29 protein-coding genes are annotated in these 26,658 nt (G+C 76.8%); 7 read left to right on the forward strand and 22 right to left on the reverse strand.

The window, feature by feature from the left end; genetic code table 11:
- Positions 1-203: 203 nt before the first annotated feature.
- Positions 204-1,082 (reverse strand): DNA polymerase beta superfamily protein, encoded by an 879-nt coding sequence (locus E9529_RS15395; protein WP_236832037.1) that lies wholly within the window; start codon positions 1,080-1,082, stop codon positions 204-206.
- Positions 1,079-1,798, reverse strand: coding sequence for a demethylmenaquinone methyltransferase (locus tag E9529_RS15400; RefSeq protein WP_236832038.1), 720 nt, complete (start codon positions 1,796-1,798; stop codon positions 1,079-1,081). The genes E9529_RS15395 and E9529_RS15400 overlap by 4 nt, the downstream gene beginning before the upstream one ends.
- Before the next feature lie 35 nt (positions 1,799-1,833).
- On the opposite strand from E9529_RS15400, the gene E9529_RS15405 reads away from it, so the two are divergent.
- Together E9529_RS15405 and E9529_RS15410 are read left to right on the forward strand one after the other, a co-directional pair.
- The gene (locus E9529_RS15405) at positions 1,834-3,078 is read left to right on the forward strand and encodes an isochorismate synthase MenF (protein WP_236832039.1); all 1,245 of its coding nucleotides are present in this window, start codon (positions 1,834-1,836) and stop codon (positions 3,076-3,078) included.
- 135 nt (positions 3,079-3,213) lie between these two features.
- The gene (locus E9529_RS15410) at positions 3,214-3,789 is read left to right on the forward strand and encodes a dihydrofolate reductase family protein (protein WP_236832040.1); all 576 of its coding nucleotides are present in this window, start codon (positions 3,214-3,216) and stop codon (positions 3,787-3,789) included.
- Positions 3,790-3,851: 62 nt separating this feature from the next.
- On the opposite strand, the gene menD is transcribed toward E9529_RS15410, so the two are convergent.
- Together menD and E9529_RS15420 are read right to left on the reverse strand one after the other, a co-directional pair.
- Positions 3,852-5,534 (reverse strand): 2-succinyl-5-enolpyruvyl-6-hydroxy-3-cyclohexene-1-carboxylic-acid synthase, encoded by a 1,683-nt coding sequence (menD, locus tag E9529_RS15415; protein ID WP_236832041.1) that lies wholly within the window; start codon positions 5,532-5,534, stop codon positions 3,852-3,854.
- Positions 5,531-6,493 carry an o-succinylbenzoate synthase gene (locus E9529_RS15420; RefSeq protein WP_236832042.1) on the reverse strand — a complete coding sequence of 321 codons (963 nt, stop codon included), beginning with the start codon at positions 6,491-6,493 and terminating at the stop codon, positions 5,531-5,533. The genes menD and E9529_RS15420 overlap by 4 nt, the downstream gene beginning before the upstream one ends.
- Before the next feature lie 41 nt (positions 6,494-6,534).
- On the opposite strand from E9529_RS15420, the gene menE reads away from it, so the two are divergent.
- Both menE and E9529_RS15430 read left to right on the forward strand, forming a co-directional pair.
- Entirely contained in the window at positions 6,535-7,656 is a 1,122-nt protein-coding gene (gene menE, locus E9529_RS15425; RefSeq protein WP_236832043.1) for an o-succinylbenzoate--CoA ligase, read from the forward strand.
- Entirely contained in the window at positions 7,656-8,525 is an 870-nt protein-coding gene (locus E9529_RS15430) for a 1,4-dihydroxy-2-naphthoate polyprenyltransferase (protein ID WP_236832044.1), read from the forward strand. The genes menE and E9529_RS15430 overlap by 1 nt, the downstream gene beginning before the upstream one ends.
- A gap of 198 nt (positions 8,526-8,723) precedes the next feature.
- Here the strand turns inward: E9529_RS15430 and E9529_RS15435 are convergent, their stop codons facing one another.
- From E9529_RS15435 to E9529_RS15445, 3 genes are all read right to left on the reverse strand, one after another.
- The gene (locus E9529_RS15435) at positions 8,724-8,942 is read right to left on the reverse strand and encodes a hypothetical protein (protein WP_236832045.1); all 219 of its coding nucleotides are present in this window, start codon (positions 8,940-8,942) and stop codon (positions 8,724-8,726) included.
- Positions 8,943-9,003: 61 nt separating this feature from the next.
- Positions 9,004-9,327 (reverse strand): DUF4229 domain-containing protein, encoded by a 324-nt coding sequence (locus tag E9529_RS15440; RefSeq protein WP_236832046.1) that lies wholly within the window; start codon positions 9,325-9,327, stop codon positions 9,004-9,006.
- Positions 9,320-9,748 (reverse strand): Lrp/AsnC family transcriptional regulator, encoded by a 429-nt coding sequence (locus E9529_RS15445; RefSeq protein ID WP_236832047.1) that lies wholly within the window; start codon positions 9,746-9,748, stop codon positions 9,320-9,322. Before E9529_RS15445 ends, E9529_RS15440 begins: the two co-directional genes overlap by 8 nt.
- A 105-nt stretch (positions 9,749-9,853) precedes the next feature.
- On the opposite strand from E9529_RS15445, the gene E9529_RS22785 reads away from it, so the two are divergent.
- Positions 9,854-10,066, forward strand: a complete 213-nt coding sequence (locus E9529_RS22785; protein ID WP_236828755.1) for a hypothetical protein — start codon at positions 9,854-9,856, stop codon at positions 10,064-10,066.
- Positions 10,067-10,082: 16 nt separating this feature from the next.
- Here E9529_RS22785 and E9529_RS15455 read toward each other — a convergent pair whose 3' ends face one another.
- From E9529_RS15455 to E9529_RS15525, 15 genes are all read right to left on the reverse strand, one after another.
- A complete protein-coding gene (locus tag E9529_RS15455) occupies positions 10,083-10,388 on the reverse strand; it encodes a hypothetical protein (RefSeq protein WP_236832048.1) in 306 nt (101 codons plus the stop codon).
- Positions 10,389-10,506: 118 nt separating this feature from the next.
- Complete coding sequence (ccsB, locus tag E9529_RS15460) at positions 10,507-11,454, reverse strand: c-type cytochrome biogenesis protein CcsB (protein WP_236832049.1); 948 nt, start codon at positions 11,452-11,454, stop codon at positions 10,507-10,509.
- A complete protein-coding gene (locus tag E9529_RS15465) occupies positions 11,447-13,066 on the reverse strand; it encodes a cytochrome c biogenesis protein ResB (protein ID WP_236832050.1) in 1,620 nt (539 codons plus the stop codon). The genes ccsB and E9529_RS15465 overlap by 8 nt, the downstream gene beginning before the upstream one ends.
- Positions 13,063-13,887 carry a cytochrome c biogenesis CcdA family protein gene (locus tag E9529_RS15470; RefSeq protein WP_236832051.1) on the reverse strand — a complete coding sequence of 275 codons (825 nt, stop codon included), beginning with the start codon at positions 13,885-13,887 and terminating at the stop codon, positions 13,063-13,065. The genes E9529_RS15465 and E9529_RS15470 overlap by 4 nt, the downstream gene beginning before the upstream one ends.
- 2 nt (positions 13,888-13,889) lie before the next feature.
- Positions 13,890-14,462: a TlpA disulfide reductase family protein gene (locus E9529_RS15475; RefSeq protein ID WP_236832052.1), complete on the reverse strand. Its 573-nt coding sequence runs from the start codon at positions 14,460-14,462 to the stop codon at positions 13,890-13,892.
- Positions 14,459-15,091, reverse strand: a complete 633-nt coding sequence (locus E9529_RS15480) for a histidine phosphatase family protein (protein ID WP_236832053.1) — start codon at positions 15,089-15,091, stop codon at positions 14,459-14,461. The genes E9529_RS15475 and E9529_RS15480 overlap by 4 nt, the downstream gene beginning before the upstream one ends.
- Positions 15,088-16,455 carry a glutamate-1-semialdehyde 2,1-aminomutase gene (gene hemL / locus E9529_RS15485; RefSeq protein WP_236832054.1) on the reverse strand — a complete coding sequence of 456 codons (1,368 nt, stop codon included), beginning with the start codon at positions 16,453-16,455 and terminating at the stop codon, positions 15,088-15,090. Before hemL ends, E9529_RS15480 begins: the two co-directional genes overlap by 4 nt.
- A complete protein-coding gene (locus E9529_RS15490; RefSeq protein ID WP_236832055.1) occupies positions 16,452-16,934 on the reverse strand; it encodes a hypothetical protein in 483 nt (160 codons plus the stop codon). Before E9529_RS15490 ends, hemL begins: the two co-directional genes overlap by 4 nt.
- A 5-nt stretch (positions 16,935-16,939) precedes the next feature.
- The gene (gene hemB / locus E9529_RS15495) at positions 16,940-17,959 is read right to left on the reverse strand and encodes a porphobilinogen synthase (RefSeq protein WP_236832056.1); all 1,020 of its coding nucleotides are present in this window, start codon (positions 17,957-17,959) and stop codon (positions 16,940-16,942) included.
- Positions 17,956-19,500: a uroporphyrinogen-III synthase gene (locus E9529_RS15500; RefSeq protein ID WP_236832057.1), complete on the reverse strand. Its 1,545-nt coding sequence runs from the start codon at positions 19,498-19,500 to the stop codon at positions 17,956-17,958. The genes hemB and E9529_RS15500 overlap by 4 nt, the downstream gene beginning before the upstream one ends.
- 91 nt (positions 19,501-19,591) lie before the next feature.
- Positions 19,592-20,578 (reverse strand): hydroxymethylbilane synthase, encoded by a 987-nt coding sequence (gene hemC, locus E9529_RS15505; RefSeq protein WP_236832058.1) that lies wholly within the window; start codon positions 20,576-20,578, stop codon positions 19,592-19,594.
- On the reverse strand, positions 20,575-21,927 hold the full coding sequence (locus tag E9529_RS15510) for a glutamyl-tRNA reductase (protein WP_236832059.1): 1,353 nt from the start codon (positions 21,925-21,927) through the stop codon (positions 20,575-20,577). The genes hemC and E9529_RS15510 overlap by 4 nt, the downstream gene beginning before the upstream one ends.
- Complete coding sequence (locus E9529_RS15515; RefSeq protein WP_236832060.1) at positions 21,924-22,583, reverse strand: redox-sensing transcriptional repressor Rex; 660 nt, start codon at positions 22,581-22,583, stop codon at positions 21,924-21,926. The genes E9529_RS15510 and E9529_RS15515 overlap by 4 nt, the downstream gene beginning before the upstream one ends.
- Positions 22,584-22,807: 224 nt before the next feature.
- Positions 22,808-23,065, reverse strand: coding sequence for a glutaredoxin family protein (locus E9529_RS15520; protein WP_236832061.1), 258 nt, complete (start codon positions 23,063-23,065; stop codon positions 22,808-22,810).
- The gene (locus tag E9529_RS15525; protein ID WP_236832062.1) at positions 23,058-24,629 is read right to left on the reverse strand and encodes a class I adenylate-forming enzyme family protein; all 1,572 of its coding nucleotides are present in this window, start codon (positions 24,627-24,629) and stop codon (positions 23,058-23,060) included. Before E9529_RS15525 ends, E9529_RS15520 begins: the two co-directional genes overlap by 8 nt.
- A gap of 200 nt (positions 24,630-24,829) precedes the next feature.
- Here E9529_RS15525 and E9529_RS15530 point away from each other — a divergent pair, with 200 nt between their 5' ends.
- Positions 24,830-25,561, forward strand: coding sequence for a sigma-70 family RNA polymerase sigma factor (locus tag E9529_RS15530; protein ID WP_236832063.1), 732 nt, complete (start codon positions 24,830-24,832; stop codon positions 25,559-25,561).
- A gap of 112 nt (positions 25,562-25,673) precedes the next feature.
- On the forward strand, positions 25,674-26,658 hold a 985-nt coding region (locus tag E9529_RS15535), incomplete at its 3' end, for a DUF5667 domain-containing protein (protein ID WP_236832064.1).

Below are 26,658 nucleotides of genomic sequence, written 5' to 3' on the forward strand. Positions count from 1 at the left end.
GGCGTCCATGGCCCGCCGCGCCTGCAGCCGCCGCAGCTCGGCGGCCTTCTCCGCGTCCGACAGCACCGCCACCGGCAACCGCGCGACCGTCGGCCGCAGTTCCAGCAGCCACCCCACGAGCGCGCCCTCGAGGGCGCTGCGACTCAGCTCGGCGGTGGGCACGGATCGAACATACGTACGAGGTACGACAGTTCGCGTCCGGCTCAGCCGCCTGCCCAGTACGCCAGGTGCGCGCGGTGGAGCCAGTCGTCCACCCAGGCCCGGTCCGGCTCGGCCGGGACCGCCGGGCTGTCCTGCAGGTCCACGAGCCGCGACTCGACGGCGGCCACCTCGTCCAGCACCTCGTCCAGCCGCACCTCGCCCCGGCGGACCGCGCGCAGCCGGGAGCGGTCCGGCTCGGGCACCGGGAGGGAGATCCGCCCCGTCGTCAGGAGCTCGACCCCCTGGACCCCCAGGCGCAGGGCGTGCATCGCGTACTTGCTGTCGTAGCCGTGCTCGAGGACGAGTTCCGGCCGGTTGGTGTGCGCGCCGGCTTCCCCGGTCATCGCCGCCTTCTGCGCGCGGAGGTAGCCCAGGAACCGCTCCCCGGCCCGGCGGGAGACGAACCGGTGGGCGTTCTCCGTCAGCTCGGCGCCGACCTCGTCGCGGTGCACGACCTCCTCGTCGGGCACGAAGAGCAGCAGCAGGACCGACGGGTTGCCCTCCAGGGCCAGCCGCGCCCACTTCCGCGCCGAGTACACGACGACGTCGAGGTCACCGGCGCCCGACCGGTTCGCCAGGCCGCCGGGCCGGTCCCACGCGGTGTGCCGGTGGTACTGCTCGAACTGCACCCACGCGCGGGAGCCGACGCCGGCGGGGACCCTGGCGAGGCCGGTGACGAACGGCGCCGGCTCCAGGCACAGGCCCATCTCGTCGCGGTCGTCCTGCCCGGAGATCGAGGTGCCGTGGACCCCCGACCCGACCTGGGCGCGCAGCACCGTGCCCTGCTCGGCGATCCGCCGGGCCTCCTCCGACGCGTGCGGGTGGGCGTAGCCGGAGGGCAGCGACCGGTCCCCGAGGATCACCCGCGCGCCGCGGCTCACGCCTTGCGGCCCCGGTGCAGCGCGACGATGCCACCGGTCAAGTCCCGCCAGGCGACGTCCGCCCAGCCGGCCGCCTGCAGCCGGGCGGCCAGGGCCGGCTGGTCGGGCCAGGCGCGGATCGACTCGGCCAGGTAGACGTAGGCCTCGGGGTTGCTGCTCACCGCCCGGGCGATCCGGGGCAGCGCCTTCATGAGGTACTCGGTGTACAGGGTGCGGAACGGCCCCCAGGTGGGGCTGGAGAACTCGCAGACGACCAGCGTGCCGCCCGGGCGGGTGACCCGGGAGAACTCGCGCAGCGCCGCGTCGGGGTCGGCCACGTTGCGCAGGCCGAAGGAGATGACCACGCCGTCGACGCTCTCGTCGGCCAGCGGCAGCGCCATCGCGTCACCGGCCACCTTCGGCACCGGGCGGGCCGCCCCGGCGCGCAGCATCCCCTGGGAGAAGTCGCAGGCGATCGCGTGCACGCCGCCGGCCGCGAGCTCCACCGTCGAGACCGCCGTCCCGGCCGCGACGTCCAGCACCGTCTGCCCCGGACGGGCGCCCAGGGCCTCGCGGGTGGCCCGCCGCCAGGAGGCGTCCAGGCCGCCGGAGAGCACCGTGTTGGTGACGTCGTAGCGCTCGGCGACCCGGTCGAACATCGCCGCGACCTCGGCCGGTCGCTTGTCAAGCCCGGCCCTGACGCCGGCGGTGTGCGGGTTGTCTCGCCGGTCTGCCACGGCGTCGACGCTACAAGGCTGCCTACTCTGATCACGTGACAGCGGCCGCCCTGACCTCACCGGCAGCGGCCGCGGGCACCGTCAGCACGGTCCGCGCCGACGCCGCGGGCGAGCTGCTCGACCTGCTGCCGGCGGGCGGCGGGCTCTCCTGGGTGCGGCGGGGCGAGGGCCTCGTCGGCTGGGGCGAGGCCGCCCGACTCGAGGTCTCCGGCCCCGGCGCGCTGGCCGAGGCCGCCGACTGGTGGGACGCCTACGTCGCCGGGCTGGACGTCGGTGACGACGTCGGCGTCCCCGGGTCGGGGCCGGTCGTCTTCGGCAGCATCGCCTTCGACCCCGTGTCCGGCACGTCGGTCTTCGTCGTCCCCGAGGTGGTCGTGGGGCGGCGGGACGGCGTCGGGTGGGTCACCGCGATCGGTGCCGCCCCGGAGTTGCCTGCGCCCGTGCGGGACGGCGACTGCCCGGCACCCCGTCTGCGCTACGCCGACGGCGCGCTGGACCCGGCGAGCTGGTGCGCCGCCGTCGAGGCCGCCGTGGCGCGGATCGCCGCGGGCGACCTGGCGAAGGTGGTGCTGGCCCGGGACCTGCTGGTCTCCGCCGAGCCCGCCCTCGACCCGCGGCGGCTGCTGCACCGGCTGGCCGCGCGCTTCCCCGGCTGCTGGACCTTCGCCGTCGACGGGCTGCTCGGCGCCACCCCCGAGCTGCTGCTGCGGCGCAGCGGGCGGCAGCTCTCCTCCCGCGTGCTGGCCGGCACCGCGCCGCGCGGCGCCGGTGCGGAGGACGAGCGGCTGGCCGCGGCGCTGCTCGGGTCGGCGAAGGACCGAGCGGAGCACGCGCTCGCCGTCGACTCGCTGGTGCGCGCGCTGGAGCCGTACTGCCGCGAGCTGGCCGCGCCGGCGGAGCCCGAGCTGCTCACGCTCGCCAACGTGCGGCACCTCGCCACCGACGTCGTGGGCACCCAGCGGGTGCCGGCCGGCCTGCTGGAGCTCGTGGGAGCGGTGCACCCGACGGCCGCCGTCTGCGGCACGCCCACCGCCGACGCCGCCGCCCTGATCGGTGAGCTGGAGGGCATGGACCGCGGCCGCTACGCCGGCCCGGTCGGGTGGATGGACGCCCGGGGCGACGGCGAGTTCGGGCTGGCGCTGCGCTGCGCCGAGCTGACCGGGGACGGCGGGGCACGGCTGTTCGCCGGCTGCGGCATCGTCGCCGGCTCCGACCCGGCGGCCGAGCTGGCCGAGACCCAGTCGAAGTTCGCCGCGTTCCAGGCCGCCCTGGAGTCCTGAGCCGCGTCCGGCGAGCGGTGTCGTTCCCGTGCACGACCGGGGACGCCGGAACTCCTACGGTCATCGCAGCGGGACGGCGCGAGCACGCCGCCCGAGCCGCGGGGAACGACTCCCCCTGAACCGTGGAGGTAGGCCATGCCACGTCAACTCGTCTGGACGGGGTTCATGACCCTGGACGGCGTCGTCGACTCCCCCGGCGGGGCCGTCGAGGGCCACCCCGGCGGCGGCTGGGTGCTGAGGACGCCGTTCGTGCCGGAGTCGTTCGCACTCAAGGCCGAGGAGCTCGAGGAGACCAGCGCCCTCATGTTCGGGCGGCGCAGCTACGAGGCGTTCGCCAGCACCTGGCCCGGCTCCGAGGACCACATCGCCTACCGCGACCTGCCCAAGTACGTCGTCTCCCGGTCGCTCGGCGAGGAGGCGCTCGTCGACGGCTGGGGCCCCCAGCACATCCTGCGGACGACCGAGGACGTCGCCGCGCTCAAGCAGACCGAGGGCGGTGCGATCTTCATCCACGGCAGCGCCGAACTGGCGCGGAACCTCGCCCACGCCGACCTCGTCGACCGCTACAACCTGCTGGTGTTCCCGGTCCTGCTCGGCTCGGGCAAGAGCGTGTTCAGCCGGAGCGACGAGGACGGGCGGCAGCTCGCGCTGCGGGAGTCCGAGGCCTACTCGAACGGCGTTCTCAAGGCCCTCTACGACGTCGTGCGCTGAGCCGTGGTGGCCGGCGCACCAACCGGCCCCGCTGGGCAGCCGGCCGGCGGTGCGCCCGGCGCTCAGCCCAGCGCGGCGGCGGCCACCTGCCGGAGCCGGACGGCGAGCTCGGCCTCGGCGCGCTGGTCGGTGCCGACGACGACGACCTGCGGCCCGCCCAGCCCCAGCACCGCCTGCAGCTCCGCCGGCGTCGACACCCGGGTCGCCGGCCACCCGAGGGACTCGGCGACCGCGACCAGGTCCCGCCCGTGCGGCGTGCCGAAGACCCGCCGGTAGTCCGCGGCGTGGCGGTCCTGGCCCGGCTCGAGCTGGGCGAAGATGCCGCCGCCGTCGTTGTCGGGCACGACGACGGTGAGGTCCGGCCGCGGCTCCCCCTCACCGAGCAGCAGCCCGGTCAGGTCGTGCAGGAACGTCAGGTCGCCCATCAGCGCGAACGCCCGCCCACCGTGCACCAGCGCGGCGCCCACGGCCGTCGAGATCGTGCCGTCGATGCCCGCGACGCCGCGGTTGGCCAGCACGGTGACGTCGGCGCGCGGCACGGCCAGCCGGTCGACGTCGCGCACCGGCGTCGACGACCCCAGGACCAGCAGCGCGCCCGCGGGGAGCGCGGCCACGACGTCGCGCGCCAGCCGGGCGGCGGTCAGCACGGGGGCGTCGTCCAGGAGCGCGTCGACCGCCGTCCCCACCCGGTCGGCGGCCGCCTGCCAGGCCGCCGCCCATCCCGCGTCGACCGCTCCGTCGGGCTCGGCGCCGGCGAACAGCCGCCGGACGGCGCTGCTCGACCGGCCGGCGTCGGCCCACCGTGGAGAGGCGCTCACCGTCTCCACGGTGACGGCGGGGTCGGCCAGCAGCGCGCTGACCGGCCGGGAGAGCGTCGGGCGGCCCACCACGAGCACCCGCTCGGGCCGGTGCGCGGCCAGCCAGCCGGGCGCCCCGAGCGCCAGCACGCCCCCGCGCACGCTGCCGGGCAGCCCCCAGAAGGCGCTGCTCGGCTCGGCGACGACGGGCCACGCGGACCCCTCGGAGAGCCCGGGCGCGGCGTGCGCCGGACCGTCACCGGCGACGACGAGGGTGCGCGGCGGCAGGCGGTGCGCGCGCGCCGCCCAGCCCGCCGACGGTTCCGCCTCCGTCCAGGGGCGCCCGCCGGGGCGGCCGGCCCAGGGCCCGGTCAGCTCGCCGGGCTCGTCGTCGGGCAGCAGCGGCTCGCGCAGCGCCAGGTTCAGGTGCACCGGGCCGGGGTCGGACGAGAGCGTCCCGAGCGCGATGGTCAGCGCCTTGGCGGCCAGCGAGCGCCAGTAGCGGTTCTGCGCCTCCTCGCGGCCGGCCTCGGGCACCCCGACGTCGGTGGCCCAGCGCACCGCGGCCCCGTACAGCGCGGCCTGCTCGACGGTCTGGTTGGCGCCGGTGGAGCGCAGTTCCGGGGGGCGGTCGGCGGTGAGCGCCAGCAGCGGGACCCCGCTGGCGTCGGCCTCGAGCACCGCCGCGTGCAGGTGCGCGGTCGCCGTCCCCGAGGTGGTCACCACCGGCACGGGGCGGCCGGACGCCTTCGCCAGGCCGAGCGCGAGGAACGCCGCCGTCCGCTCGTCGATGCGCACGTGCAGCCGCAGCCGGCCGTCCCGCTCGGCCGCCGCGAGCGCCAGGGCCAGCGGCGCGGACCGCGAGCCCGGGGCGAGGACGGCGTCGGTGACGCCGCCGCGGACCAGTTCGTCGACCAGCACGCGGGCGAAGGCGGTGGACGGGTTCACGCGGCGAGCACCTCGTCGATCCGGGCCGCCCACCGGGCAGCCGTCCCCTCCCCGGCGGCGGGGACGCGGTCGGGCTCCGGGCGGACCACCGGCAGCGCGCCGTCGACCGGCAGCAGCGGCGACGACGACACGTCACCGGTGAACAGCGCGACGGTGGCCAGGCCGCAGGCGAACGGCAGCTCCGGCAGCGCGGCGGCCAGCGCGACGCCGGCGGCGATGCCGACCGAGGACTCCAGCGCCGAGGAGACGACGCACGGCAGCCCGTGCGCCTCCGCGACGCGCAGCGCCGCCCGCACGCCGCCCAGCGGCTGCACCTTGAGGACGACGACGTCGCCGGCCTCCCGCAGGTCGACGGCGAGCGGGTCGGCCGAGCGGCGCACCCCCTCGTCGACGGCGACCCGGACGTCGATCCGCCGGCGCAGCGCGGCCAGCTCCGGCAGCGTGGCGCACGGCTGCTCGACGTACTCCAGGCCCACGGCGGCGTCGAGCTCGCGGATCCGCCGCGCCGCGGTGCCGACGTCCCAGGCGGCGTTGGCGTCCACCCGGATCGCGCCGCCGGGGCCCAGCGCGTCGCGGACCGCCTCGACGCGGGCGAGGTCGTCGGCCGCCGTCTGCCCGGGCTCGGCGACCTTCACCTTGGCGGTGCCGCAGCCCGAGGCGGCGACGATCGCGTGCGCCCGCGCCGCGCCGACGGCCGGCACCGTCACGTTGACCGGTACGCGTGAGCGCACGGGTGCGGGGAACCCCTCGGTCGCGGCCTCGACGGCGGCAGCCCACCAGCGGCGGCTCTCGGCGGCCTCGTAGTCCCAGAACGGGGAGAACTCGCCCCAGCCGGCCGGCCCGCGCAGCAGCACGCCGTCGCGCACGTCGATGCCCCGGAAGCGGGTGCGCAGCGGGACCTCGTAGACGGCCAGCTCGGTGATCCCCGCCGGTAGCGCGATCGCGGGGAGGGAGGTCACGGTGATCAGCCTAGAAGGACCCCGCCGTACCCTCGTCCCTCGTGGCTCGGCAGCTGACCCTCGTGGCCGCGGGCGAGCTCTCCGACGACGACGTCCGCGCGGCGCTGGACGGCGGGCGCCCGCTGGCCGTGCTGCCCGCCGGCCCCCCGGCCGTGGTCGACGCGGCGCGGGCCGTCCTCCGCCCCGACGAGCCGCTGGAGCCGGGCGCCGACCTCGTCGTCGTCACCTCCGGCTCGACCGGCGGCGGCCGGGGGGTGCTGCTCCCCGCCGGCGCCCTGCGCGCATCGGCGGCGGCGACCCTCGACCGGATCGGCGGCCCCGGGAGCTGGCTGCTCGCCCTGCCCGTGTCGGCGGTGGCCGGGCTGCAGGTGCTGTGCCGCTCGCTGCTGACCGGCCGGACCCCGACGCGGCTTCGCGACGGGGAGCCGCTGGCCGACGCGGTGGCCCGCATGCCGCCCGGCGACCGCCGCTACACCTCGCTCGTCCCGACCCAGCTGCGTCGCGCCCTCGACGCCGAGCCGGACGCGCTGCGCTCGTTCGACGCGATCCTGGTCGGCGGTGCGGCGACCGATCCCGCGCTGCTCGCCCGCGCCCGGGCCGAGGGCGTCGCCGTCGTCACGACCTACGGGATGACCGAGACCGCCGGGGGGTGCGTCTACGACGGCGTGCCGCTCGACGGGGTGCGGGTGCGGATCGCCGACGGCGGCGTCGAGCTGGCCGGCCCGGTGCTGGCGCTGGGGTACCGCGGCGACCCGGCGGCCACGGCCGCCGCGTTCACCGGCGGCTGGTTCCGCACCCGCGACGCCGGTGCCCTCGACCCCGCCGGACGGCTCACCGTGCACGGCCGGCTGGACGACGTCGTCATCAGCGGCGGGGTCAACGTCGCCCCCGCCGCCGTGGAGGCCGCGCTGCGCGAGCACCCCGCGGTCGGCGATGCCGTCGTCTTCGGCCGCCCGGACCCGGAGTGGGGGCAACGGGTGGTCGCCGCCGTCGTCCCCGCGGCCGGGGCCGCGCCGGCGCTGGCCGAGCTGCGGCCGTGGGTGGCGCAGCGGCTCGGCGCCCCCGCCGCGCCGCGGGAGCTGCACCTGATCGACGCGATCCCCACCCTGCACACGGGCAAGCCCGACCGCCGCGCCGTCGCGGCCCGCACCCCGGAGGTCTGATGGCCACCCCCGCCCAGTGGCTGGCAGGCGCCCGCCCCCGCACCCTTCCCGCGGCGGTCGCGCCGGTGCTCGTCGGCACCGGCGCCGCGGTCGCGCTCGACGGGTTCCGGCTCGGCCCCGCGCTGCTCGCCCTGGTCGTCGCGCTGGCGCTGCAGGTCGGCGTGAACTACGCCAACGACCACTCCGACGGCAAGCGCGGCACCGACACCGACCGGGTCGGCCCGATGCGGCTCGTCGGCTCCGGTGCCGCCTCCGCCCGGCAGGTGCTCGTGGCGGCGCTGCTGGCGTTCGCCGTCGCCGGGGTCGCGGGGCTGGCGCTGGCGGCGCTGTCGAGCTGGTGGCTGGTGGTGGTGGGCGCGGTGTGCATCGCCGCCGCCTGGACCTACACCGGCGGCCCGCTCCCCTACGGCTACCGGGCCCTCGGCGAGGTCTTCGTCTTCGCCTTCTTCGGGCCGGTGGCCGTCGTCGGCACCACCTACGTGCAGACCCGCACGCTGCCGGGGCTGGCGTTCGCGGTGTCGGTGCCGGTCGGCCTGCTGATCGTGGCGATCCTCGTCGCGAACAACCTCCGCGACATCGAGGGCGACGCCCGGGTCGGCAAGCGCACGCTGGCGGTGCTGCTCGGCGACCGCGGCACGCGGCTGCTCTACGCCGCGCTGCTGGCCGTCCCGTTCGCCGTGGTCGTGGGGGTCGGCGTCACGCGGCCGTGGGCTCTCCTGGCGCTGGCCGCCGCGCCGCTCGCCCTCGGGCCGGCGCGCACGGTGCTGGCGGGCGCGCGCGGCCCGGCGCTCATCGCGGTGCTCGCGTCCACCGGCCTGCTGACCCTGGCGACCGGCGTCCTGCTCGCCGCCGGGCTCGCGCTCAGCTGAGCACGGCAGCAGCGGTGGCTCCCGGGTGTGACCGACGTCGCTCCGCGGGGGGAACAGCACCTGCTGCCGCCCGGGTCGAGCCGCGCCGGCGACCGTCGAGCCGCGTCCTGGTGCGGCCCAACGGTCGGTGGCGCGGCTCGACGTCGCCAGCCTGCGGACCAGCTGGCCGCGGCAGTCGCTCCAGCGTGGCGCGCGACGTCAGCGGGGCCGCCGGCTCGTCGTCCTGCGACGGTGCATGAACGTGATCGCCAGGTAGGCACCCAGCATCCCGGCGGCGCCTCCGACGAGCGCCCCGAAGCCGGCGCCGCTGTTCCACAGCGTGAAGCCGAGGACGACGGCCACAGCCCAGATGAGCAAGCCGAGCAACCACGCACGCCGGCTGATCAGGCGCTCCGGGCCGGCGTCCTCGCTGGTCATGCCAGGATCCTAGGCAGTGCGCGCTCGACGGGTCGGCGCGGGCAGCCGCGCCGGCGCCGGGCTACTCGGCGGTGCCGCCGCTGAGCCGGTCGCGCAGGTCCTCGCGGGCCGCGCGCCGGGCGACGCTGCGGGCCGCGAGCGCCTCGGTGAGCCGCTCGCGGGAGGGCCGGAGCAGCACGTAGGAGACCGGCATCGACAAGAGCAGGCCGAACAGCAGGCCCGGGAAGCTGCCGAGACCGACCCACCAGAGCAGCAGGACCAGCGCCGCGGCGATCGCGAACCGGCCGACGGTGTACATCACCAGCCAGGGCAGCACCTTCGGCGGCGAGGCCGCGCCACCCGCGGGGCCCACCGGCGCACCGGCCGGGTTCTGCTGCTCAGCCATGACGGCCCTCCCACTTGGTCGAGAGAACGACCGTCGTCCTCGTTCGTGCGACCCCTCTGATGCGGTTCAACGCGTCGATGGTCCCCTCGAGTGCCGCGATGTCGGTCACGCGCACCTTCAGCACGTAGTCCTCACCGCCGGCCACGCGCCAGCAGTCCTCGACGGCGGGGAGCGCGCGCAGCTCGTCCTGCACCCGCGGGTCGTCGACGGCGTCGCTCTCGATCAGGCTCACCAGCGCGGTCACCGGCCGCCCCACGGCCGCCGGGTCGACGACGGCGCGGTAGCCGAGGATGACCCCGGCCGCCTCCAGCTTGCCCACGCGCTCGTGCACCGCCGGTGAGGAGAGCCCCACCTGCCGGGCGAGCTCGGCGTAGCTGGCGCGCCCGTTGGCGCTCAGCAGCTCGACCAGCTGCCGGTCCACGGCGTCGATGGCGGTTCTCCGTCCTGCACGGGGGTAGCGATGTCGGTTGTGCGGCACCGAGTATCGCCGCCGACGTACGCTGGAGTCCGACGAGGGGGTGGGCCCGTGGTGTTCCTGGTGGTTCTCGTGGTTGCGGTCGTGGTGGTCGCCCTGGTGGTGCGCGCTGCGGCGAACGCCGGGCCCGAGGGGAGCGCGCGTCCCGCGCGCCGTCCCCAGCGGCCCAAGGGTCCGGTGAAGTTCGTGGCGCCGGACGACGACCCGGAGTTCCTGCGCGAGCTCGAGCGCCGGGCCCGCCGGGACGACGGCTCCCCGACCTGAGCCCGCCCCGCCCGAGCTAGGCGGCGGGCGCCGCGCCGAACAGCCGGCGCCAGCCGCGCCGGGGCGGTGCCTCCGCGGTGGCGGGGGGCCCAGCCGGCTCCGCGTGCTCCGGGGCGGCCGCCTGCTCCTCGGTGGAGCCCGGCCACCCCAGCCCGCCGCTCCCGGGAGCGGGCTCGTCCCCCGGCCAGCCGAGGTCCCCCTCCTCCGCCGTGCCCCGTGGCCCCTCGCGGTGCCCGCCTGCGGTGCCCGACGGCCGGACGGCGAGCGCGGCGGCGACGAGCGGGTGCGGCGAGGCGCCCTCGGCCGCCTCGTGCCTACCCACGGGCCGCCTCCCCGCCTGCCGGTGCGCTGCTGGTCAGCTCCATGGGGGCATGGAAGCACGCGGGACCGACGACGGGCCGCATTGCCCGCGCGCGGCAGCCCGGACGGGGGAGGTCGGGTCAGACCCCGGCGTAGCTGTGCAGCCCGCTGGAGACCAGGTTGACGAACGTCAGGTTGAAGATCATCACGGCGAGACCGACCACGTTCACCCACGCCGCCTTGCGCCCCCGCCAGCCCGACGTCGTCCGGGCGTGCAGGTAGGCCGCGTAGACGACCCAGGCGACGAACGACCAGGTCTCCTTCGGGTCCCAGCCCCAGAAGCGGCCCCACGCGGCCTCCGCCCAGATGGCGCCGGCGATGACCGCGAAGGTCCAGATCGGGAAGCCGAGCACCGCGGTCCGGTGCGCGACGCGGTCGAGGGTCGCCGCCGCGGGCAGCCGGGAGACGACGCCGCCGCCCTCGTCCGCACCCGGCCGCGCCTTCACCAGGTACAGCGCGGCGGCGATGCCGCTGACCATGAAGACGCCGAAGCCGATGATCGCCGCCGTCACGTGGATGGCCAGCCAGGACGACCGGAGCGCGGCCACCACGGGCGCGGCCTCGGTGTACAGGCCCAGCCCGATCGCCACCAGCGAGAGCACCACCGGGCCCAGCACGAAGACGCCGATGTGCCGCAGGTTGGGCGTGCGCACCGCGAGCACCACGTAGGCCACGACCGCGACCAGCACGACCGCCGTCGCGAACTCGTACATGTTGCCCCACGGCAGCCGGTCGGTCGCCATGCCGCGGGTGACCAGGATGCCGGCGTGGGCGAGCGCGCCCAGGACGGTCAGCCCGATGGCGACCAGCCCCCACCGGTTGCCCCGCGGGCTCTCGCCGGCCGGTGCGTCGGGAGCCGGGGCCGGGGCGACGGGGGCACCGGCCCCCACGACGGCCAGCTCACGGCTGCGCGCCAGCCGCCGGCCGAAGGCCAGCTGCGCGCAGAAGGCGAGCAGCGCGACCGAGTAGAGCGCGACGCTCACGGAGAAGAGGTTGTCCGACAGCTCGGCCAGGGAGGGGTCAGTCACGCGGGGGGACCTCCGGTTCGGGTGCGGTGCGGGCGGGCGGGGCCGCGGCCAGCGCGTCCCGCAGGTCGTCGGACAGGGCCTCGAAGCGCGAGCCGCCCTCACCACCGCCGCGCGTCAGCGCCGCCAGCGTGAGCACGGTACCGCCGCCGTCGCCGGCGGCCTCGGCCCGGGCGAAGACGCGCTCGCGGCGGAGCAGCAGCATGCCGAGCAGCCCGCCGAGGAGGACGATCGAGGCGCCCAGGACCCAGAGCTGGCCCGGGTCGTGCGAGTACTGCAGGGCGGCGAACTCCTTGACCCCGCTGAAGGTGATGCGGGTGCCGTCGGGCAGGTCGAACGACTCCCCCACCGACAGGTTCGCCGAGCCGACCTCGGTGAGCCGCCCGCGCTCGATCTGGCTCTGGTCGATCGAGTACACCGACTGCGGCAGCCCCGAGTCCAGGCCGATGTAGCCGGAGTAGGCGATCAGCGCCACCTGCGGGGCCAGCGGGCGCGGGTCGATCGACGTCAGCACGCCGCCCTGCACCAGCCCCGTCGGGGCGAGGAAGCCCTCGAGCGCCAGCTGGTCCTCCTGGCCCGGGAGGTCGGGCAGCTTGAGCGCGCCCTCGCTGGCCATCGTCCCCTGGTCGGTGGGCAGGAAGGGCACGGTCACGTCGGTGAACGTCGTCCCGTCCGGCACCGTCACGGTGAACGTCGGGCTGAAGCCGTGGCCGGTGACGTAGACGCGGTCGCCGTCGAGGCGCAGCGGGTCGTTGACGCCGATGGTGCGGGAGCGCTCCTCGCCGGCCGGCGCGCCGTAGCGGATGTCGGCGGTGAACGACGCCGCGGTGAGGTTGTCCTCGTACTCGGCGGTGAACTGGTCGAGGTCGACGCAGAGGGCGTTGAGGTCGCCGCTGTCGACCAGCGGGCCCGCGGAGTAGGTGTCGTACTGCTGGAACGAGTTGCAGAAACCCTGCCCCTCGGTGACCAGGATGCTGCCCTCGTAGCCCCACAGCTTCCCGCCGGCGAGGCCGAGCAGGAGGGCGAGCAGAGAGAGGTGGAAGACCAGGTTGCCGGTCTCCTTGAGGTAGCCCTTCTCCGCCGACAGCTCCGGCCCGCGCGCCCCGTCGCGGCGGACGACGCGGAACCGGCGCACCCGCAGCTCCTCCTCGACGACGTCGAGCGCGGCGCCGGGGTCGGAGGGGGCGGCGAGGCGGCCGGAGTCGGGCAGCCGGAGCAGGTTGCGCGGGGCCGCCGGCGGCGGGGTGCGCAGCGCGCGGGCGTGCTCGGCGGCGCGCGGCACGACGCAGCCGATGAGCGAGACGAACAGCAGCAGGTAGACCGCCGCGAACCACGGCGAGCTGAAGACGTCGAACAGGTAGAGCCGGTCCAGCACCGGGGCGAGCTCGGGGTGGTCGGCGAAGTACTGGTTGACGTTGTTCTGCGACAGCGAGCGCTGCGGCAGCAACGAGCCGGGCACGGCCGCCAGCGCCAGCAGGAACAGCAGCACGATCGCGGTGCGCATGGCGGTGAGCCGCCGCCACCAGCGCAGCAGCAGCCCGCCGAGGCGCCGGCCCACCGAGGGCCCCGGGGGCGGTGCGGGCGCAGCCGGGCGCGGGGGTGCCTCGACGCTCACAGCGCCGACTCCCCGAGGCCGGTGGCCGCCAGCCACGAGCGCAGCCAGCCCATCATCTCGGTCCACGCGCCGGTCAGGAGCAGCAGCCCGATCAGCACCAGGACGGCGCCGCCGAAGCGGGTGACCGATCGGGCGTGCCGGCGCAGGAACGAGGTGGCACCCACGGCCCAGCGGGCGCCGAGCGCCACCAGCAGGAAGGGCACGCCCAGACCCAGGCAGTAGGCGACGCCCAGCAGCGCGCCGCGCCCGGCGGTGGCCTCGGAGACCGCCAGCGAGTACACGGCGCCGAGCGTCGGCCCCAGGCACGGCGTCCAGCCCAGCCCGAAGACGATGCCCAGCAGCGGGGCGCCGGCCAGCCCGGCGACCGGCCGGGCGGTGAGGCGCTTGGTGCGCTGCAGCAGCGGCAGCCACCCCAGGAAGCCGAGCCCGACGACGACGGTGATCGCGCCGAAGACCCGGTTGAGCGTCTCGGCGTGCTCGACCAGCAGCCGGCCCAGGCCCCCGAAGGCGGCGCCGAAGGCCACGAAGACGAGGGTGAAGCCGAGGACGAACAGCAGCGCGCCGAGCACCATACGGCCGCGGGGCGCGCGCTCGTCCACCGGCGCGCGCACCGCCGTCGCGGTCCCGCCGCCGGCGGGCGCGGCCGCGGGCGCCGCCGTGCGGGTGCCGCTGCCGACCAGGCCGGTGACGTAGGACAGGTAGCCGGGCACCAGCGGCAGCACGCAGGGCGAGGCGAAGCTGATCAGCCCCACGAGCGCGGCGACGCCGGCGGCCACCAGCAGCGGCCCGTCGGTGACCAGGCCGGCGAAGGTCTCCCCCACGGTCAGATCCCCTCCGCCAGCACCTGGTCCAGCACCGTCCGCAGGTCGTCCTGCTGCACGGCCGCGGTGTACACCGCGGCCACCCTGCCCTGCCGGTCCAGCACGATGGTGGACGGGATGGCGTTGGCCGGGTAGTCCCGGAACGCCAGGGCCACCTCGCCGCGCGGGTCGAACAGCGACGGGAAGGTGATCTCCTCGCCGTCGAGGAAGGCCTGGGCGAGCTGGCGGTCGTCCTTGACGTTGATGCCGAGGAACTCCACGCCCTCGGCGCCGACCTCGCCGTAGACCTCCTCGAACTCGGGCGTCTCCACCCGGCAGGGCGGGCACCACGAGCCCCAGAAGTTGATGACCGTGATCCCGCCGTCCAGGGACGCCGAGTCGAAGGCGCCGCCGTCGAGCAGCTCGCCGGTGAACCGCGGGGCGGGCTGCCGCTCTGCGGGCGGGATCACCTCACCGGCGGGGGTGCCGGCGACGAAGCGGAACTCCCCGCCGTTGTTGACGTCGACGGCGTCGGAGCCGGTGCTGCACCCGGCCAGCAGCGCCGTCGCCAGGACGGCCGTGAGCACCTTCCTCATGCGCCCGGCACCGCATCGGGGTCGGTCGCGCCGGCCGGCTCGGCGTAGGCGACGCCCACGAACCGGTCGTCCTCGTAGGTGAGCGAGGTGACGCTGGCCAGCGAGCACTGGCGGCGGCGCGGGTCGTGGGCGAACCGGCGCCCCTCGACGTGCAGCCGGGTCGTCCAGATGGGCAGCTGGTGGCTGACCAGCACCGCCTCGTGGCCGTGCGCGGCGTCCCGGGCGGCCTCGACGGCGGCGATCATCCGCGCGGCGATCTCGACGTAGGGCTCGCCCCAGGAGGGCTGCATGGGGTTGCGCAGCTTCCACCAGTTGCGGGGAGCGCGGAAGACGCCGCCCCCGCGGCCGACGACGGTGCCCTCGAAGGCGTTGCCCGCCTCGATGATCCGCTCGTCGACGGCGACCTCCAGCCCCGTCGCCTCGGCCAGCGGGCGGATGGTCTGCCGCGCCCGCTCCAGCGGGCTGGACACCAGGTGGACGACATCCCGCCCGCGGAACCACTCCGCGGCCGCGACCGCCATGGCCTCACCGGCGGCGGACAGCCGGTAGCCGGGCAGCCGGCCGTAGAGCACCCCGGCGGGGTTGTGCACCTCGCCGTGCCGGAGGAGGTGGACGACGGTGGTGGTCACGAGGAGCGCTCGCTGTCGATAGCGCCGGTGCGGTGGGCGTCGGCCTCGGCGGCGGCCCGGGCCGCGGCGGGCAGCGCCTCGAGCACGCGGTCCAGCGCCTCCCCGTCGAGCTGGGAGTTGACGAACCACGCCTCGAACGCCGACGGCGGCAGGTAGACCCCACGGGCCAGCAGCGCGTGGAAGAAGGCGGTGTAGCGGGAGACGTCCTGCGTGCGGGCGTCGTCGTAGTCGCGCACCTGCCGCTCGTCGGGCACGAAGAAGATCGAGAACATGCTGCCGGCCTGCTGCACCCGGTGCGGCACCCCGGCGGCGAACAGCGCCGCGCTGGCGGCTCCCCGCAGCACCGCGGAGACCTCGTCGCAGCGCGCGTACACCTCGTCGGTGCAGTTCCGCAGCGTGGCCAGCCCCGCCGCGACCGCCACCGGGTTCCCCGACAGTGTCCCGGCCTGGTAGACGGGCCCGCTGGGCGCGAGGTGGTCCATGAGGTCGGCCCGGCCGCCGAACGCCGCCGCCGGCAGCCCGCCGCCCATGACCTTGCCGAAGGTGAACAGGTCGGCGTCGACCGGGTCCAGGCCGTACCAGCCCGACCGCGAGACGCGGAAGCCGGTCATGACCTCGTCGAGCACGAGCAGCGCGCCGTGCGCGGCGGTGATCCGCCGCAGCTCGGCGTTGAACCCGTCCAGCGGCGGCACGACGCCCATGTTGCCGGGGGCGGCCTCGCTGACGACCGCGGCGATCTGCGACCCGCGCTCGGCGAAGACCGCCTCGACGGCGGCGACGTCGTTGTAGGGCAGGACAACGGTGTCCGCCGCGGCGCCGGTCGTCACGCCCGGGGTGTCGGGCAGCCCGAGCGTGGCCACGCCCGACCCGGCCGAGGCCAGCAGCGCGTCGACGTGGCCGTGGTAGTTGCCGGCGAACTTGACCAGCAGCGGCCGGCCGGTCACGCCCCGGGCCAGGCGCACGGCCGAGAGCACCGCCTCGGTGCCGGAGTTGACCAGCCGGACCCGCTCCACCGGGGCCACCCGGGCCCGGATCTCCTCGGCGAGCTCGAGCTCGCCCTCGGTGGGGGCGCCGAACGACAGCCCGCGCCGGGCGGCCGCGGTCACCGCCTCGACGACGGCGGGGTGCGCGTGGCCCAGGATCATCGGCCCCCACGAGCTGACCAGGTCGACGTAGCGCCGCCCGTCGGCGTCGGTGAGCCAGGGGCCCGAGCCCTCGGCCATGAACCGCGGCGTGCCGCCGACGGCGCGGAAGGCCCGCACCGGGCTGTTCACGCCGCCCGGGGTGATCTCCTGACCACGGGCGAACAGGCCGGCCGAGACGGGGGCCTCGTAGGTGTAGGGCGGGCTCTCCAGCGAGGTCACGACCCCAGTGTCCCCTCTGCGCCGGGCGAGCGGTCGGAGGCATCGCGCACACCCCCGAGCAGGGCGGTCCGGAGCGCCGCCGGGTCGCGCGTGGGGACCAGCACCGTCCGGCCGTCGGCCAGCCGCAGCGGCAGCCCCGTGCGGCCGCGCGGCAACGACCAGCCGCCGCCGAGCACGGGGGCGCCGGCGTCCGCGCCCGCGTCGGCGCCGCGCAGCGCCGCCGCGTCCACGTCGCCCAGCGGCACCTGCTCGCGGCCCACCGCCAGGCCGTCGGCGTCCACCCGCACCGTCCACACCCGGCGGGCCGAGAGGCAGCCGATCGCGACGATCCCCGGCACGGCCACCAGCGTGAGCACCCAGACCAGCGGCGGTACGTCGGGCCCGGGCAGCAAGAGGTCCCAGACGGCGAAGAGCCCGAGGACGCCGGCGACCAGCCAGAACGGCCGCCAGGAGCCCCCGGGCTCGACGTAGGACTGCACCGGGCTCAGCGGGTCAGCAGCCGCGCCGCCTCGACGGCCCAGTAGGTGAGCACCTGGCCGGCGCCCGCGCGGCGGATGGCGACCAGCGTCTCGAGGATCGCCCGCTCGCGGTCCACCCACCCGTTGGCGGCGGCCGCCTCGACCATCGCGTACTCGCCGCTGACCTGGTAGGCGCTCACCGGCACCTGCACGGCGGCGGCGACCTTGGTGACGATGTCCAGGTAGGGCAGCGCCGGCTTCACCATGACCGCGTCGGCGCCCTCGGCGAGGTCCTGCGCCACCTCGCGCAGCGCCTCGTCGGCGTTCGGCGGGTCCATCTGGTAGGTCGACCGGTCACCGAACTGCGGCGCGCCCTCGGCCGCCTCGCGGAAGGGCCCGTAGAACCCGGAGGCGTACTTGGCCGCGTAGGCCAGGATCGGCACCTCGGTGAACGCGGCGCTGTCCAGCCCGGCGCGGATCGCCGCCACCTGGCCGTCCATCATCCCGCTCGGCGCGACCAGGTGGGCCCCGGCCTGCGCCTGCGCGATCGCCACCGCCGCGTACCGGTCCAGCGTCGGGTCGTTGTCGACGACGCCGGCAGGGGTGACCACGCCGCAGTGCCCGTGGTCGGTGTACTCGCACAGGCACAGGTCGGCCATGAGCACCAGCTCGTCGCCGAGGTCGGCCCGCAGGTTCTGGAGCGCCACGTTGACCACGCCGTCGGCGGCGTCGGCCTGCGAGCCGACCGGGTCCTTGCCCGACGGGATGCCGAACAGCATCAGCCCGCCGATACCGGCCTCGGCCGCCTCGTGCGCGGCCTTGCGCAGCGAGTCCTGGGAGTGCTGGACCACGCCGGGCATGGAGCCGATCGGCACCGGCTCGTCGATGCCCTCCTTGACGAAGACCGGCAGCACCAGGTCGGCCGGGGCCACCCGGGTCTGCGCGGTCAGCCGCCGCAGCGCGGGCGTCGACCGCAGCCGGCGCCCGCGCGCGAAGCCCGGATTGGCACCCTGCTCCTGTCCCGCCCGGCCAGCCGCGCCCGTCACTTCCCCTCGCCGTCCTCCGCCTCGCGCAGCGACAGGGCGTGCTCGGCGAGCGCGTCGACCAGCGGCCCGACCGCGGCGGTCTCGGGCTGCACGTCGACCCGCAGGCCGAACTCCTGCGCGCTGGCCGCCGTCGCCGGGCCGATCACCGCGACCACGGTCTTGGCGTGCGGCTTGCCGGCGATGCCGACCAGGTTGCGCACGGTGCTCGACGAGGTGAAGCAGACGGCGTCGAAGCCGCCGCCCTTGATCGCCTCGCGCACCGCGGCCGGCGGCGGCGCCGCCCGCACGGTCCGGTAGGCGGTGACGTCGTCGATCTCCCAGCCGCGCTCGACCAGCCCGGCCGCGAGGGTCTCGGTGGCGATGTCGGCGCGCGGCAGCAGCACCCGCTCGATCGGGTCGAGCACGTCGTCGTACTCGGGGAAGTCGGCCAGCAGGCCCTGGCTGGACTGCTCGCCGGTGGGCACCAGCTCCGGCTGGATGCCGAACTCCCGCACCGCGTCGGCGGTCTGCTCGCCGACGCAGGCGACCTTGACGCCGGCGAAGGCGCGGGCGTCCAGGCCCAGCTCGACGAACTTCTCCCGCACGGCCTTCACCGCGTTCACCGAGGTGAAGACGATCCAGCCGTAGCGGCCGGTGACCAGGCCCTTGATGGCGCGGTCCATCTGCGCGGGGCTGCGCGGCGGCTCGACGGCGATCGTCGGCACCTCCACCGGCACCGCCCCGTAGGCGCGCAGCCGGTCGCTCATCTCCCCGGCCTGGTCCTTGGTGCGCGGCACGAGCACCCGCCAGCCGAACAGCGGGCGGCTCTCCCACCAGGAGAGCCTGGCGCGCTTGTCGACGGCGGCGCCGACGGTGGCCACCACCGGCCCGCTGAGCGGGTCGAGCCCGGCGGTCTTCTCCGCCACGGCCGACAGCTTGCTCACCAGGCTCTTCTGCCCGGTGCCCGAGCCGCCGGTGGTGACGACCACCGGGGTGCTGCCGGCGAGGCCGCCCTCCACCAGGCGCACGGCGGCGTCCGGGAGCTGGTCGGCGCTGCCCTGGAGCACCAGGGTGCCGCCGGTGCCCGCGGCGGCGGCGGCCAGTGCGAGGAGGTCCACCTCACCGCGCAGGTCCGCGGTCACCGCGGTGCTGCCCAGCGCGACGCCCGCGAAGGCGGGGACGGCGGTGGCGGTGGCGACACCGGGCACCACGTCGAAGGGCACGGAGGTGCGGCCGACGGCGAGCACCTCCTTGACCACGTCGTCGGAGGTGTAGGGGTCACCGGTGACGAGGCGGACGACGACGGCGCCGTTCTTGGCGGCCGCGACGGCACCCTTGGCCACCTCCGCGGGCTCGCCGGACACCGGCGTGAGCTCGGCCTCCGGGTTGGCCTCGCGGACGGCGTCCTGAACGGCGGAGGCGACGTCGGGGTCGACGAGGACCACCGCCGCCTCGGCCAGCGCGGCGCTCGCGCGGGCGGTGAGCATGCCCGGGTCACCCGGGCCGGCGCCGACGAACACGACCCGGCCGGACTGGCCCGCGGTCTTGCGGAAGCGCGTCATGGCGTGCTCCTGATCCTGGCCCGACGAGGTCGGGCGTCTGGTATGGCCCGAGTCGTTCGGGCGTCTTCTGGGGTCTGGGTGGGGTGGGGGGTCATTCGCCGGCCGCCATCAGCGCGGCGGCGCCCCGGTCGAGCAGTTCGGCGGCGAGGCCCCGGCCGAGCGCCGCGGCGTCGGCCGGGGCGCCGGTGACCGACCCGCGGACGGAGTCGCTGCCGTCGAGCGCGGTCACCGAGGCACGGAGGAACAGCTCGGGGCCGGCCTCCCCCTCGGCGACCTCGGCGTAGGCGGCCACCGGGGCGCTGCACCCGGCCTCGAGCGCGGCCAGCGTGGCGCGCTCGGCCACCACGCAGGCGCGCGTCGCGCCGTCCTCGAGCCGGCCCAGCAGCTCGCGGGTGCGGGCGTCGCTGGCGCGGCACTCGACCGCCAGGGCCCCCTGGGCCGGGGCGGGGAGCACCTGGAGCGGGTCGAGGGTCTCGGTGATCCGGTCGGTGCGGCCGATCCGGCTCAGGCCGGCCCGGGCCAGGACGACGGCGTCCAGGTCACCGGGGCCGTCGGGCGACCCGGCCACCCGGGCCATCCGGCTGTCGACGTTGCCGCGGATCGGCACGACCTCCAGGCCGAGGCCGAGCGCCCGCAGCTGGGCCACGCGGCGCGGGGCGCCGGTGCCGATCCGCGAACCGGGCGGCAGCTCGCCGAGGGTGAGCCCGTCGCGGGCCACCAGGGCGTCGCGCGGGTCCTCCCGCACCGGCACGGCGGCGAGGGCCAGCCCCGGCTCCGGCGCGGTGGGCAGGTCCTTGTAGCTGTGCACCGCCAGGTCGACCTCGCCGTCGAGCAGGGCGCGGCGGATCGCGGTCACGAACACACCGGTGCCGCCCAGCTGGGCGATCGCCGCCGAGGACCGGTCGCCCTCGGTGCTGATCAGCACCAGCTCGACCGGCACGCCGGTGGCCGCGGTGAGGGCGTCGGCGACGGCGCGGGACTGGGTCTGCGCGAGCACGCTGGCCCGGGTGCCCAGCCGCAGCGGGGTCGCGGGGACGGCCGCCGCGGTGGTGGTGACCTGCTCGTCGGTGGCGGTCATGCCGGGCCTCCCGGGCGGTCGGGGTCGACGGTGACGGCGTCGGCCAGCCGGCCGGCGCCGGGGGTGACGTCGGCGTCGATGCCCAGCCCGAACAGTGCCCGCAGTGCGCCTGCGTAGTCGGTGCCGCCCGGCGTGGCGGCCAGTTCCTTCACCCGCACGGTCGGCTCGTGCAGCAGCTTGTCGACGACGCGGCGGACCGTGCGAGCGATCTCGGCGCGGGCGCGCGCGTCCAGGTCGGGCAGCCGGCCGGCGAGCCGCAGCAGCTCGGCGTCGACGACCTCCGCCGCCTGGCTGCGCAGCGCGGAGACGGTCGGCCCCACCTCGGCGGCCTGCCGCTCGGCACGCAGCAGCGCCGCCTCCGCCTCGATCATGGCGCGGGCGGCGCTGATGTCGTCGGCCGCGACCGGCCCGGCGGCGGCCCGGCCGTCGTGCCGCTCGCCCTGGAGGAGAGCCAGGTCGACGACGTGGACGCCGGGCAGCGCCGCGACGCCGGGGTCCACGTCGCGGGGCAGCGCGAGGTCGATGACGACCAGCGGCCGGTCCCGGCGGCCGGTCATCGCCGCGGCGACGACGTCGGTCCCCACGACCAGCCCGGTGGCGCCGGTGCAGGTGACCAGCACGTCGGCGGCGGCGATCTCCTCACCCATGCGCGACAGCGGCGCGGCGCGGCCCTCGACGGCCTCGGCCAGCCGCTCGGCCGACGCCGGGGTGCGGCTGCTGACCACCACGTCGGCGCCGCGTCGGGCCAGCGTGGTCGCGGCGAGCGCGCCCATGGAGCCCGCGCCGACGACGAGGACGGGGCGGCCGGCGAGCGCGCCGATGCGGGCCTCGGCCCGGTCGAGGGCGACCGAGACCAGCGAGGCGCCGGCCCGGTCGATGCCGGTCTCGGAGTGCACGCGCTTGCCCACGCGCAGCGCGCGCTGGGCGACCGGGTGCAGGGCACGGCCGACCGTGCCCTCCTCGCGGGCGAGGGCGTAGGCGGCGCGCAGCTGGCCGAGCACCTGGGTCTCCCCGACCACCATGGAGTCCAGCCCGGCGGCCACGGTGAACAGGTGGGCCACCGCCTGGTCCTCGTAGTGCACGGTCACGTAGGGGGAGAGCTCCTCGACCGTGGCACCGGCCTGGCGGGCGAGCACGCGGCTGACGTCGGTGACGCCGCCGTGGAACCGCTCGACCTCGGCGAAGACCTCGACCCGGTTGCAGGTGGCGAGCACCAGCGCCTCGCTGACGTGGTCGCTGCCGACGAGCTCGTGCAGCGCCTTGACGCGCTCGTCGGCGCCCATCGCGAACTGCTCCAGCAGCGCGACCGGTGCGGTCTGGTGGCTCACGCCCACGGCCAGGAGACTCATGCCGTCGCCTCCCCCACGGGCACCCGCTGCTGGCCCAGGAAGGCGAGCACCTGCAGCTCCACGGAGAGGTCTACGTGGCGGACGTCGACGCCGGCCGGGGCCGACAGGGTCACCGGCGCGAAGTTCAAGATGCTCCTCACCCCGGCCGCGGCGAGCCGGTCGCAGACCTGCTGGGCGACGTCGGCCGGCGTCGCGATGACCCCGATGGAGGCCTCGCCGGCGGCGACGACCGCCTCCAGGTCGGCGACGTCCCGCACGGTCAGCCCGCCGATGCGCTGGCCGACGCGGTCGGGCGCGGCGTCGAGCAGGCCGACGAACTCGAACCCCCGGCTGCCGAACCCGGCGTAGTCGGCGAGCGCCGAGCCGAGGTTGCCGATGCCCACCAGCACGCAGGCGCGGGAGCGCTCGGCACCCAGCACGCGGGCGATCCGCTCGCGCAGGGCCCGCACGTCGTAGCCGACCCCGCGGACGCCGCAGGACCCCAGGTGGGAGAGGTCCTTGCGCAGCCCGGCCGGGTTGACGCCGGCCGCGGAGGCGAGGTCGCCGGAGGAGACGGTCGTCCGGCCGCCGTCGGCGAAGCTGGTCAGCACCCTCAGGTACACGGCCAGGCGGGCGACGGTGGCCTCCGGGATCGACCGGGGCCGCGGCTGGATCACGGGCTCTCCACAGCGGTCGCGCCCGGGGGCCCGGCGGGCGCCGGGGACGGGGCTGCGACATCGGGGACGCGGGCGCTCGACGCGCTCGCGTCCGCCACGGTAACCGCTTGTGAACGCCGGAACAAAGTCGCCGGAGCGGCAGCGGCCCGCTGACCTGGACCGATCCGGTCGCAGATGTGGTGGAGACCACCCTAACCGCCGGGCGCCGCCCCCCGGACGGGGGGTCAGCCCGTGGCGCCCCCCGGCAGGCCGAGATCCCGCCGCAACCGGGGGACGTCCAGCGTGAAGTAGGAGTGCTCCCGGCCGTCGACCAGCAGCACCGGCACCCGGTCCCCGTACTCGGCCTGCAGCTCCGGGTCGGTGTCGACGTCGACCTCGACCGGCTGCAGGCCGGCGCTGGCGGCGATCGGGGCCAGCTGCTCGGCGGCGGTGAGGCAGAGGTGGCAGCCCTGGCGCACCAGCAGCTCCAGGCGCTCAGCCACCGGTGCCCTCCGCGGCCGCCGGCGTCGCCGCGTCCTCGGTGCCGGTGAGCCCGAGCTCGCGCAGCCGGGCGCGGCTGACCTTGCCGGTGAGCGAGTGCGGCAGCGAGGGCAGGAAGTGCACCGACGTCGGCACCTTGTAGCGGGCCAGCGACCCGGTCGCGTGCGCCTGGAGCTCCGCCACCGTCAGCCGTTCCCCCGGCACCAGGGCGACGACGGCGCGCACGGCGGACCCGGTGCGGGCGTCGGGGACGCCGATCACCGCGCTCTCCGCCACCGCGGGGTGCTGGTCCAGGACGCGCTCCACCTCGGCCGGGTAGACGTTGAAGCCGCTGACCAGGACGAGGTCGCTGCGCCGGTCCACCAGGTGCAGGTCGCCGTCGGCGTCGCGGTAGGCGAGGTCACCGGTGCCCAGCCAGCCGTCGTCGTCCGGCCCGTCGGCCCCGTCGGGCCAGTAGCCGGAGAACAGGTTGGGGCCGCGCACCCAGATCTCGCCGGGCCCCTCGTCGGCGCCGTCCTCGGTGCCCTCGGTCCCGACCTCCTCGTCGCCCGGGATCGGCGCCGCGGCAGCGGTGTCGCGCAGCACCAGCTCCAGCCCCGGCACCGGGCCGCCGATGCAGGCCGGCTTGGCCCGGCCGGTGGCGAGGGTGCTGGCCACCACGGGCGCGGCCTCGGTGAGGCCGTAGCCCTCCCAGACGGTGACGGCGGCGCGCTCGCGCATCGCCGTCCACACCTCCTCGGGCAGCGGGGCGGCACCGGCCGAGGCGATGCGGACGCCGGCGAACGCGCGGCGCAGGTCGGCGTCGCTCCCGGCGGCGTCGGCGGCGGCGAGCCAGGCCTGGTACATCGGGGGTGCGCCCGGCACCGTGGTGACCCGCTCCTCGGCCATCAGCGCCAGCGACGCCCGCGGGTCGAAGGTCTCCTGGAGCACGGCGCAGGCCCCCGTGGCCGCGACCAGGCCGAAGCCGGCGTTGAGGCCGTACACGTGGAACAGCGGCAGCACCAGCAGCACCCGGTCGTCGGCGCGCACCGGGGGCGGCGTCATGGCCAGGCACTGCTCCTGGTTGGCGCGCAGCGCACCCGAGGTGAGCATCGCGCCGCGCGGCCGGCCGGTGGTCCCGCTGGTGTAGCAGAGGAACGCCAACGCGGCGGGGTCGTCGGGCACCGCGGGCACCGGCCCGTCCGCCTCCGGCGGGCCCGGGCAGACCGGCACCCCCGCCAGCTCGTCGCGCACGCCGGGAGCGACCAGCAGCGCGGCACCGGAGTCGGTGAGCACGTGCTCGAGCTCGGGGTCGGTGTAGGCGGTGTTCACCGGGACGACGACGAGGCCGGCGCGCAGCCCGCCCAGCACCGCCCGCAGCCAGTCCACGCCGTTGGGCAGCTGGACGGCGATCCGGTCCCCGGCGCGGAGCCCGCGCTCGCCGTAGCCCGCCGCGACGCGGTCCGCGGCCGCGTCCAGCTCACCCCAGCTCAGCCGGCGGTCCCCGGCCACCACGGCGGGTGCGTCGGGGTCGCGCTGCGCGGCGGCGCGGACCAGGGCGGCCAGCGAGGTGCCTGCCTCGGGCACGGGGACTCCTGTCGTCGGGAGGGCGCGCAGCCGGGCCCGCCGTGCGCCCGGGGACGCGCGGGGGCAGGCTGCCGTGGACGGGCACGGGCGATGTTGTCACCATGGGGCCCGTGCCGCAGCCCGCGCGCGCCCTCCGGCGCGCCCGGCGACACCAGGACGGTCCAGGCAGAGCGGGCCGAGGAGGAGGTCGAACGCCCCGCATGCCGCAGCCCCTGGACGCCGAGCGGTCGGCCGGCGCCGGCTCCCGCCCGCGCCCGACACCGTTCCCCCGTGCGAGCGCCGAGGCCCTGCCCGCGCCCCCGCCGCCACCTCCGGCGGCAGCCGAGCTGCCGACCGAGGTCGTCACGGAGCTCGCGGCCGCCGATCCCGGTCCCGTCGCGGCAGGCGACGTCGACGTGTGGGAACTGGTGCGCCGCACCCAGGCGGGGGACGCCGAGGCGTTCGGCCGGCTGTACGACCACTACGTGACGCTGGTGCACCGGTACGCCTACCACCGCGTCGGCGACCGGGCGACGGCCGAGGACGTCACCAGCGAGACCTTCGTGCGCGCGCTGCGGCGGATCGACTCGCTGTCGTTCCAGGGCCGCGACGTCGGCGCCTGGCTCGTGACGATCGCCCGCAACATCATCCGCGACCAGGTGAAGAGCAGCCGCTTCCGGCTGGAGGTCAGCACCGCGGACATGCGCGACGCGGACCGCGCCACCGACGGCCCCGAGGACGCCGTGCTCCAGCACCTCTCGAACGAGCAGCTGCTGGCCTGCGTGAGGCAGCTGGGGAGCGAGCAGCAGGAGTGCATCGTGCTGCGCTTCCTGCACGGTCTGTCCGTCGCCGAGACTGCCGAGATCATGGGCAAGAAGGACGGCGCGATCAAGGCGCTCCAGCACCGGGCGGTCCGGCGGCTGGCGAGCCTGCTCCCCGAGGGGTTGCGGTGACCACCGCTCCCCGACCGGCCGTAACCGGCGGGCCCGCCCCGTCGTTGGGCAGGTCGCGGCGGACGGGCGTCGCGAGCAGGACGTGCGCCGGGGTGAGGACGGGAGGTGGCGGGTGAACCGACCCGAGGACGGCTCCACCCCGACCGGTCCCGACACCGCGACGGCGGTCATGGCGCGGCTGGACTCCCTCGCCGACCAGCTCGACACCGGCCCCGACCCCCACTTCCGCGCCCGCGCCCGCGCCCGGCTCGTGGCGATGGCCGCCGTCCGCAACCCCGAGCCGCCGCGCGCCCTGCGCCACCGGCTGCTGGCCGCCCGGGCCGTGGACCGGCCACCGTCCCGGTGGCGGGGGCGGATCACCGCCGGGCTCGCCGGCGCGGCGGTCGCGGCGACCGGCCTGGCCGCCCTGGTGGCCGTCGCGGCCGGCGCGCAGCCGGGTGACCCGCTCTACGACCTCAAGCGCGGCACCGAGCAGACCCAGCTGGCGCTGGCGGGCGACAGCCGCGGGCAGACCCTGCTGGAGCTGGCCGGTACCCGGCTGGAGGAGCTGACCCTCCTCGTCGGCACCGGGGACGCGGCACTGGTCGAGCGCACCCTGCAGACCATGGACGAGCACACCACCCAGGGGGCCGCCTGGCTGGCTGCGCAGGCCGTCCAGGCGGCCGACGCCGCGCCGCTGGAGCCGCTCGCCCGCTGGACCGCCGAGCAGTCCGGTGGGCTGGCGGCCCTGGCCGCCGACCTGCCGCCCGGCGCCGCACCGGCCTACGAGCGCTCGACCGAGCTGCTGGGCGCCCTGGCCGCCCGCGTCGAGGAGCTCCGCGGGGCGCTGGGGTGCCCGGCCGGCCCAGCCGTGGTGGGCGACGACGCCCTGGGCCCGGTCCCCGGGGTCTGCCTCACGGACACGCCGGTGGCCGTCGTCGAGGAGTCCCCGGCCACCGTCCCGCCCGGGGGCGGCACCCCGGCCACCGTCCCGCCGTCGGCCGGCCCGTCCGTACCTCCCACGCCGGCCGCGCCCCCCGCGTCCGGCCCGGGGGCCTGCGGTTCGCCGGGCGGGGGGCTGCCGGAGCGCCCCGTCACCGGGCCGGGCAGCGGGACGG

The sequence above is a fragment of the Blastococcus sp. KM273128 genome (genome assembly GCF_021698975.1).
Lineage (GTDB): Bacteria > Actinomycetota > Actinomycetes > Mycobacteriales > Geodermatophilaceae > Blastococcus.

Excerpts from the sequence above, each read along its gene's own strand:
- E9529_RS15410 (WP_236832040.1), top strand. The coding sequence starts at position 3,214 with ATGCCACGTCAACTCGTCTGGACGGGGTTCATGACCCTGGACGGCGTC.
- E9529_RS15430 (WP_236832044.1), top strand. The coding sequence starts at position 7,656 with ATGGCCACCCCCGCCCAGTGGCTGGCAGGCGCCCGCCCCCGCACCCTT.
- E9529_RS15435 (WP_236832045.1), bottom strand. The coding sequence starts at position 8,942 with ATGACCAGCGAGGACGCCGGCCCGGAGCGCCTGATCAGCCGGCGTGCG.
- E9529_RS15440 (WP_236832046.1), bottom strand. The coding sequence starts at position 9,327 with ATGGCTGAGCAGCAGAACCCGGCCGGTGCGCCGGTGGGCCCCGCGGGT.
- E9529_RS15475 (WP_236832052.1), bottom strand. The coding sequence starts at position 14,462 with ATGAGGAAGGTGCTCACGGCCGTCCTGGCGACGGCGCTGCTGGCCGGG.
- E9529_RS15500 (WP_236832057.1), bottom strand. The coding sequence starts at position 19,500 with ATGACGCGCTTCCGCAAGACCGCGGGCCAGTCCGGCCGGGTCGTGTTC.
- hemC (WP_236832058.1), bottom strand. The coding sequence starts at position 20,578 with ATGACCGCCACCGACGAGCAGGTCACCACCACCGCGGCGGCCGTCCCC.
- E9529_RS15510 (WP_236832059.1), bottom strand. The coding sequence starts at position 21,927 with ATGAGTCTCCTGGCCGTGGGCGTGAGCCACCAGACCGCACCGGTCGCG.
- E9529_RS15530 (WP_236832063.1), top strand. The coding sequence starts at position 24,830 with ATGCCGCAGCCCCTGGACGCCGAGCGGTCGGCCGGCGCCGGCTCCCGC.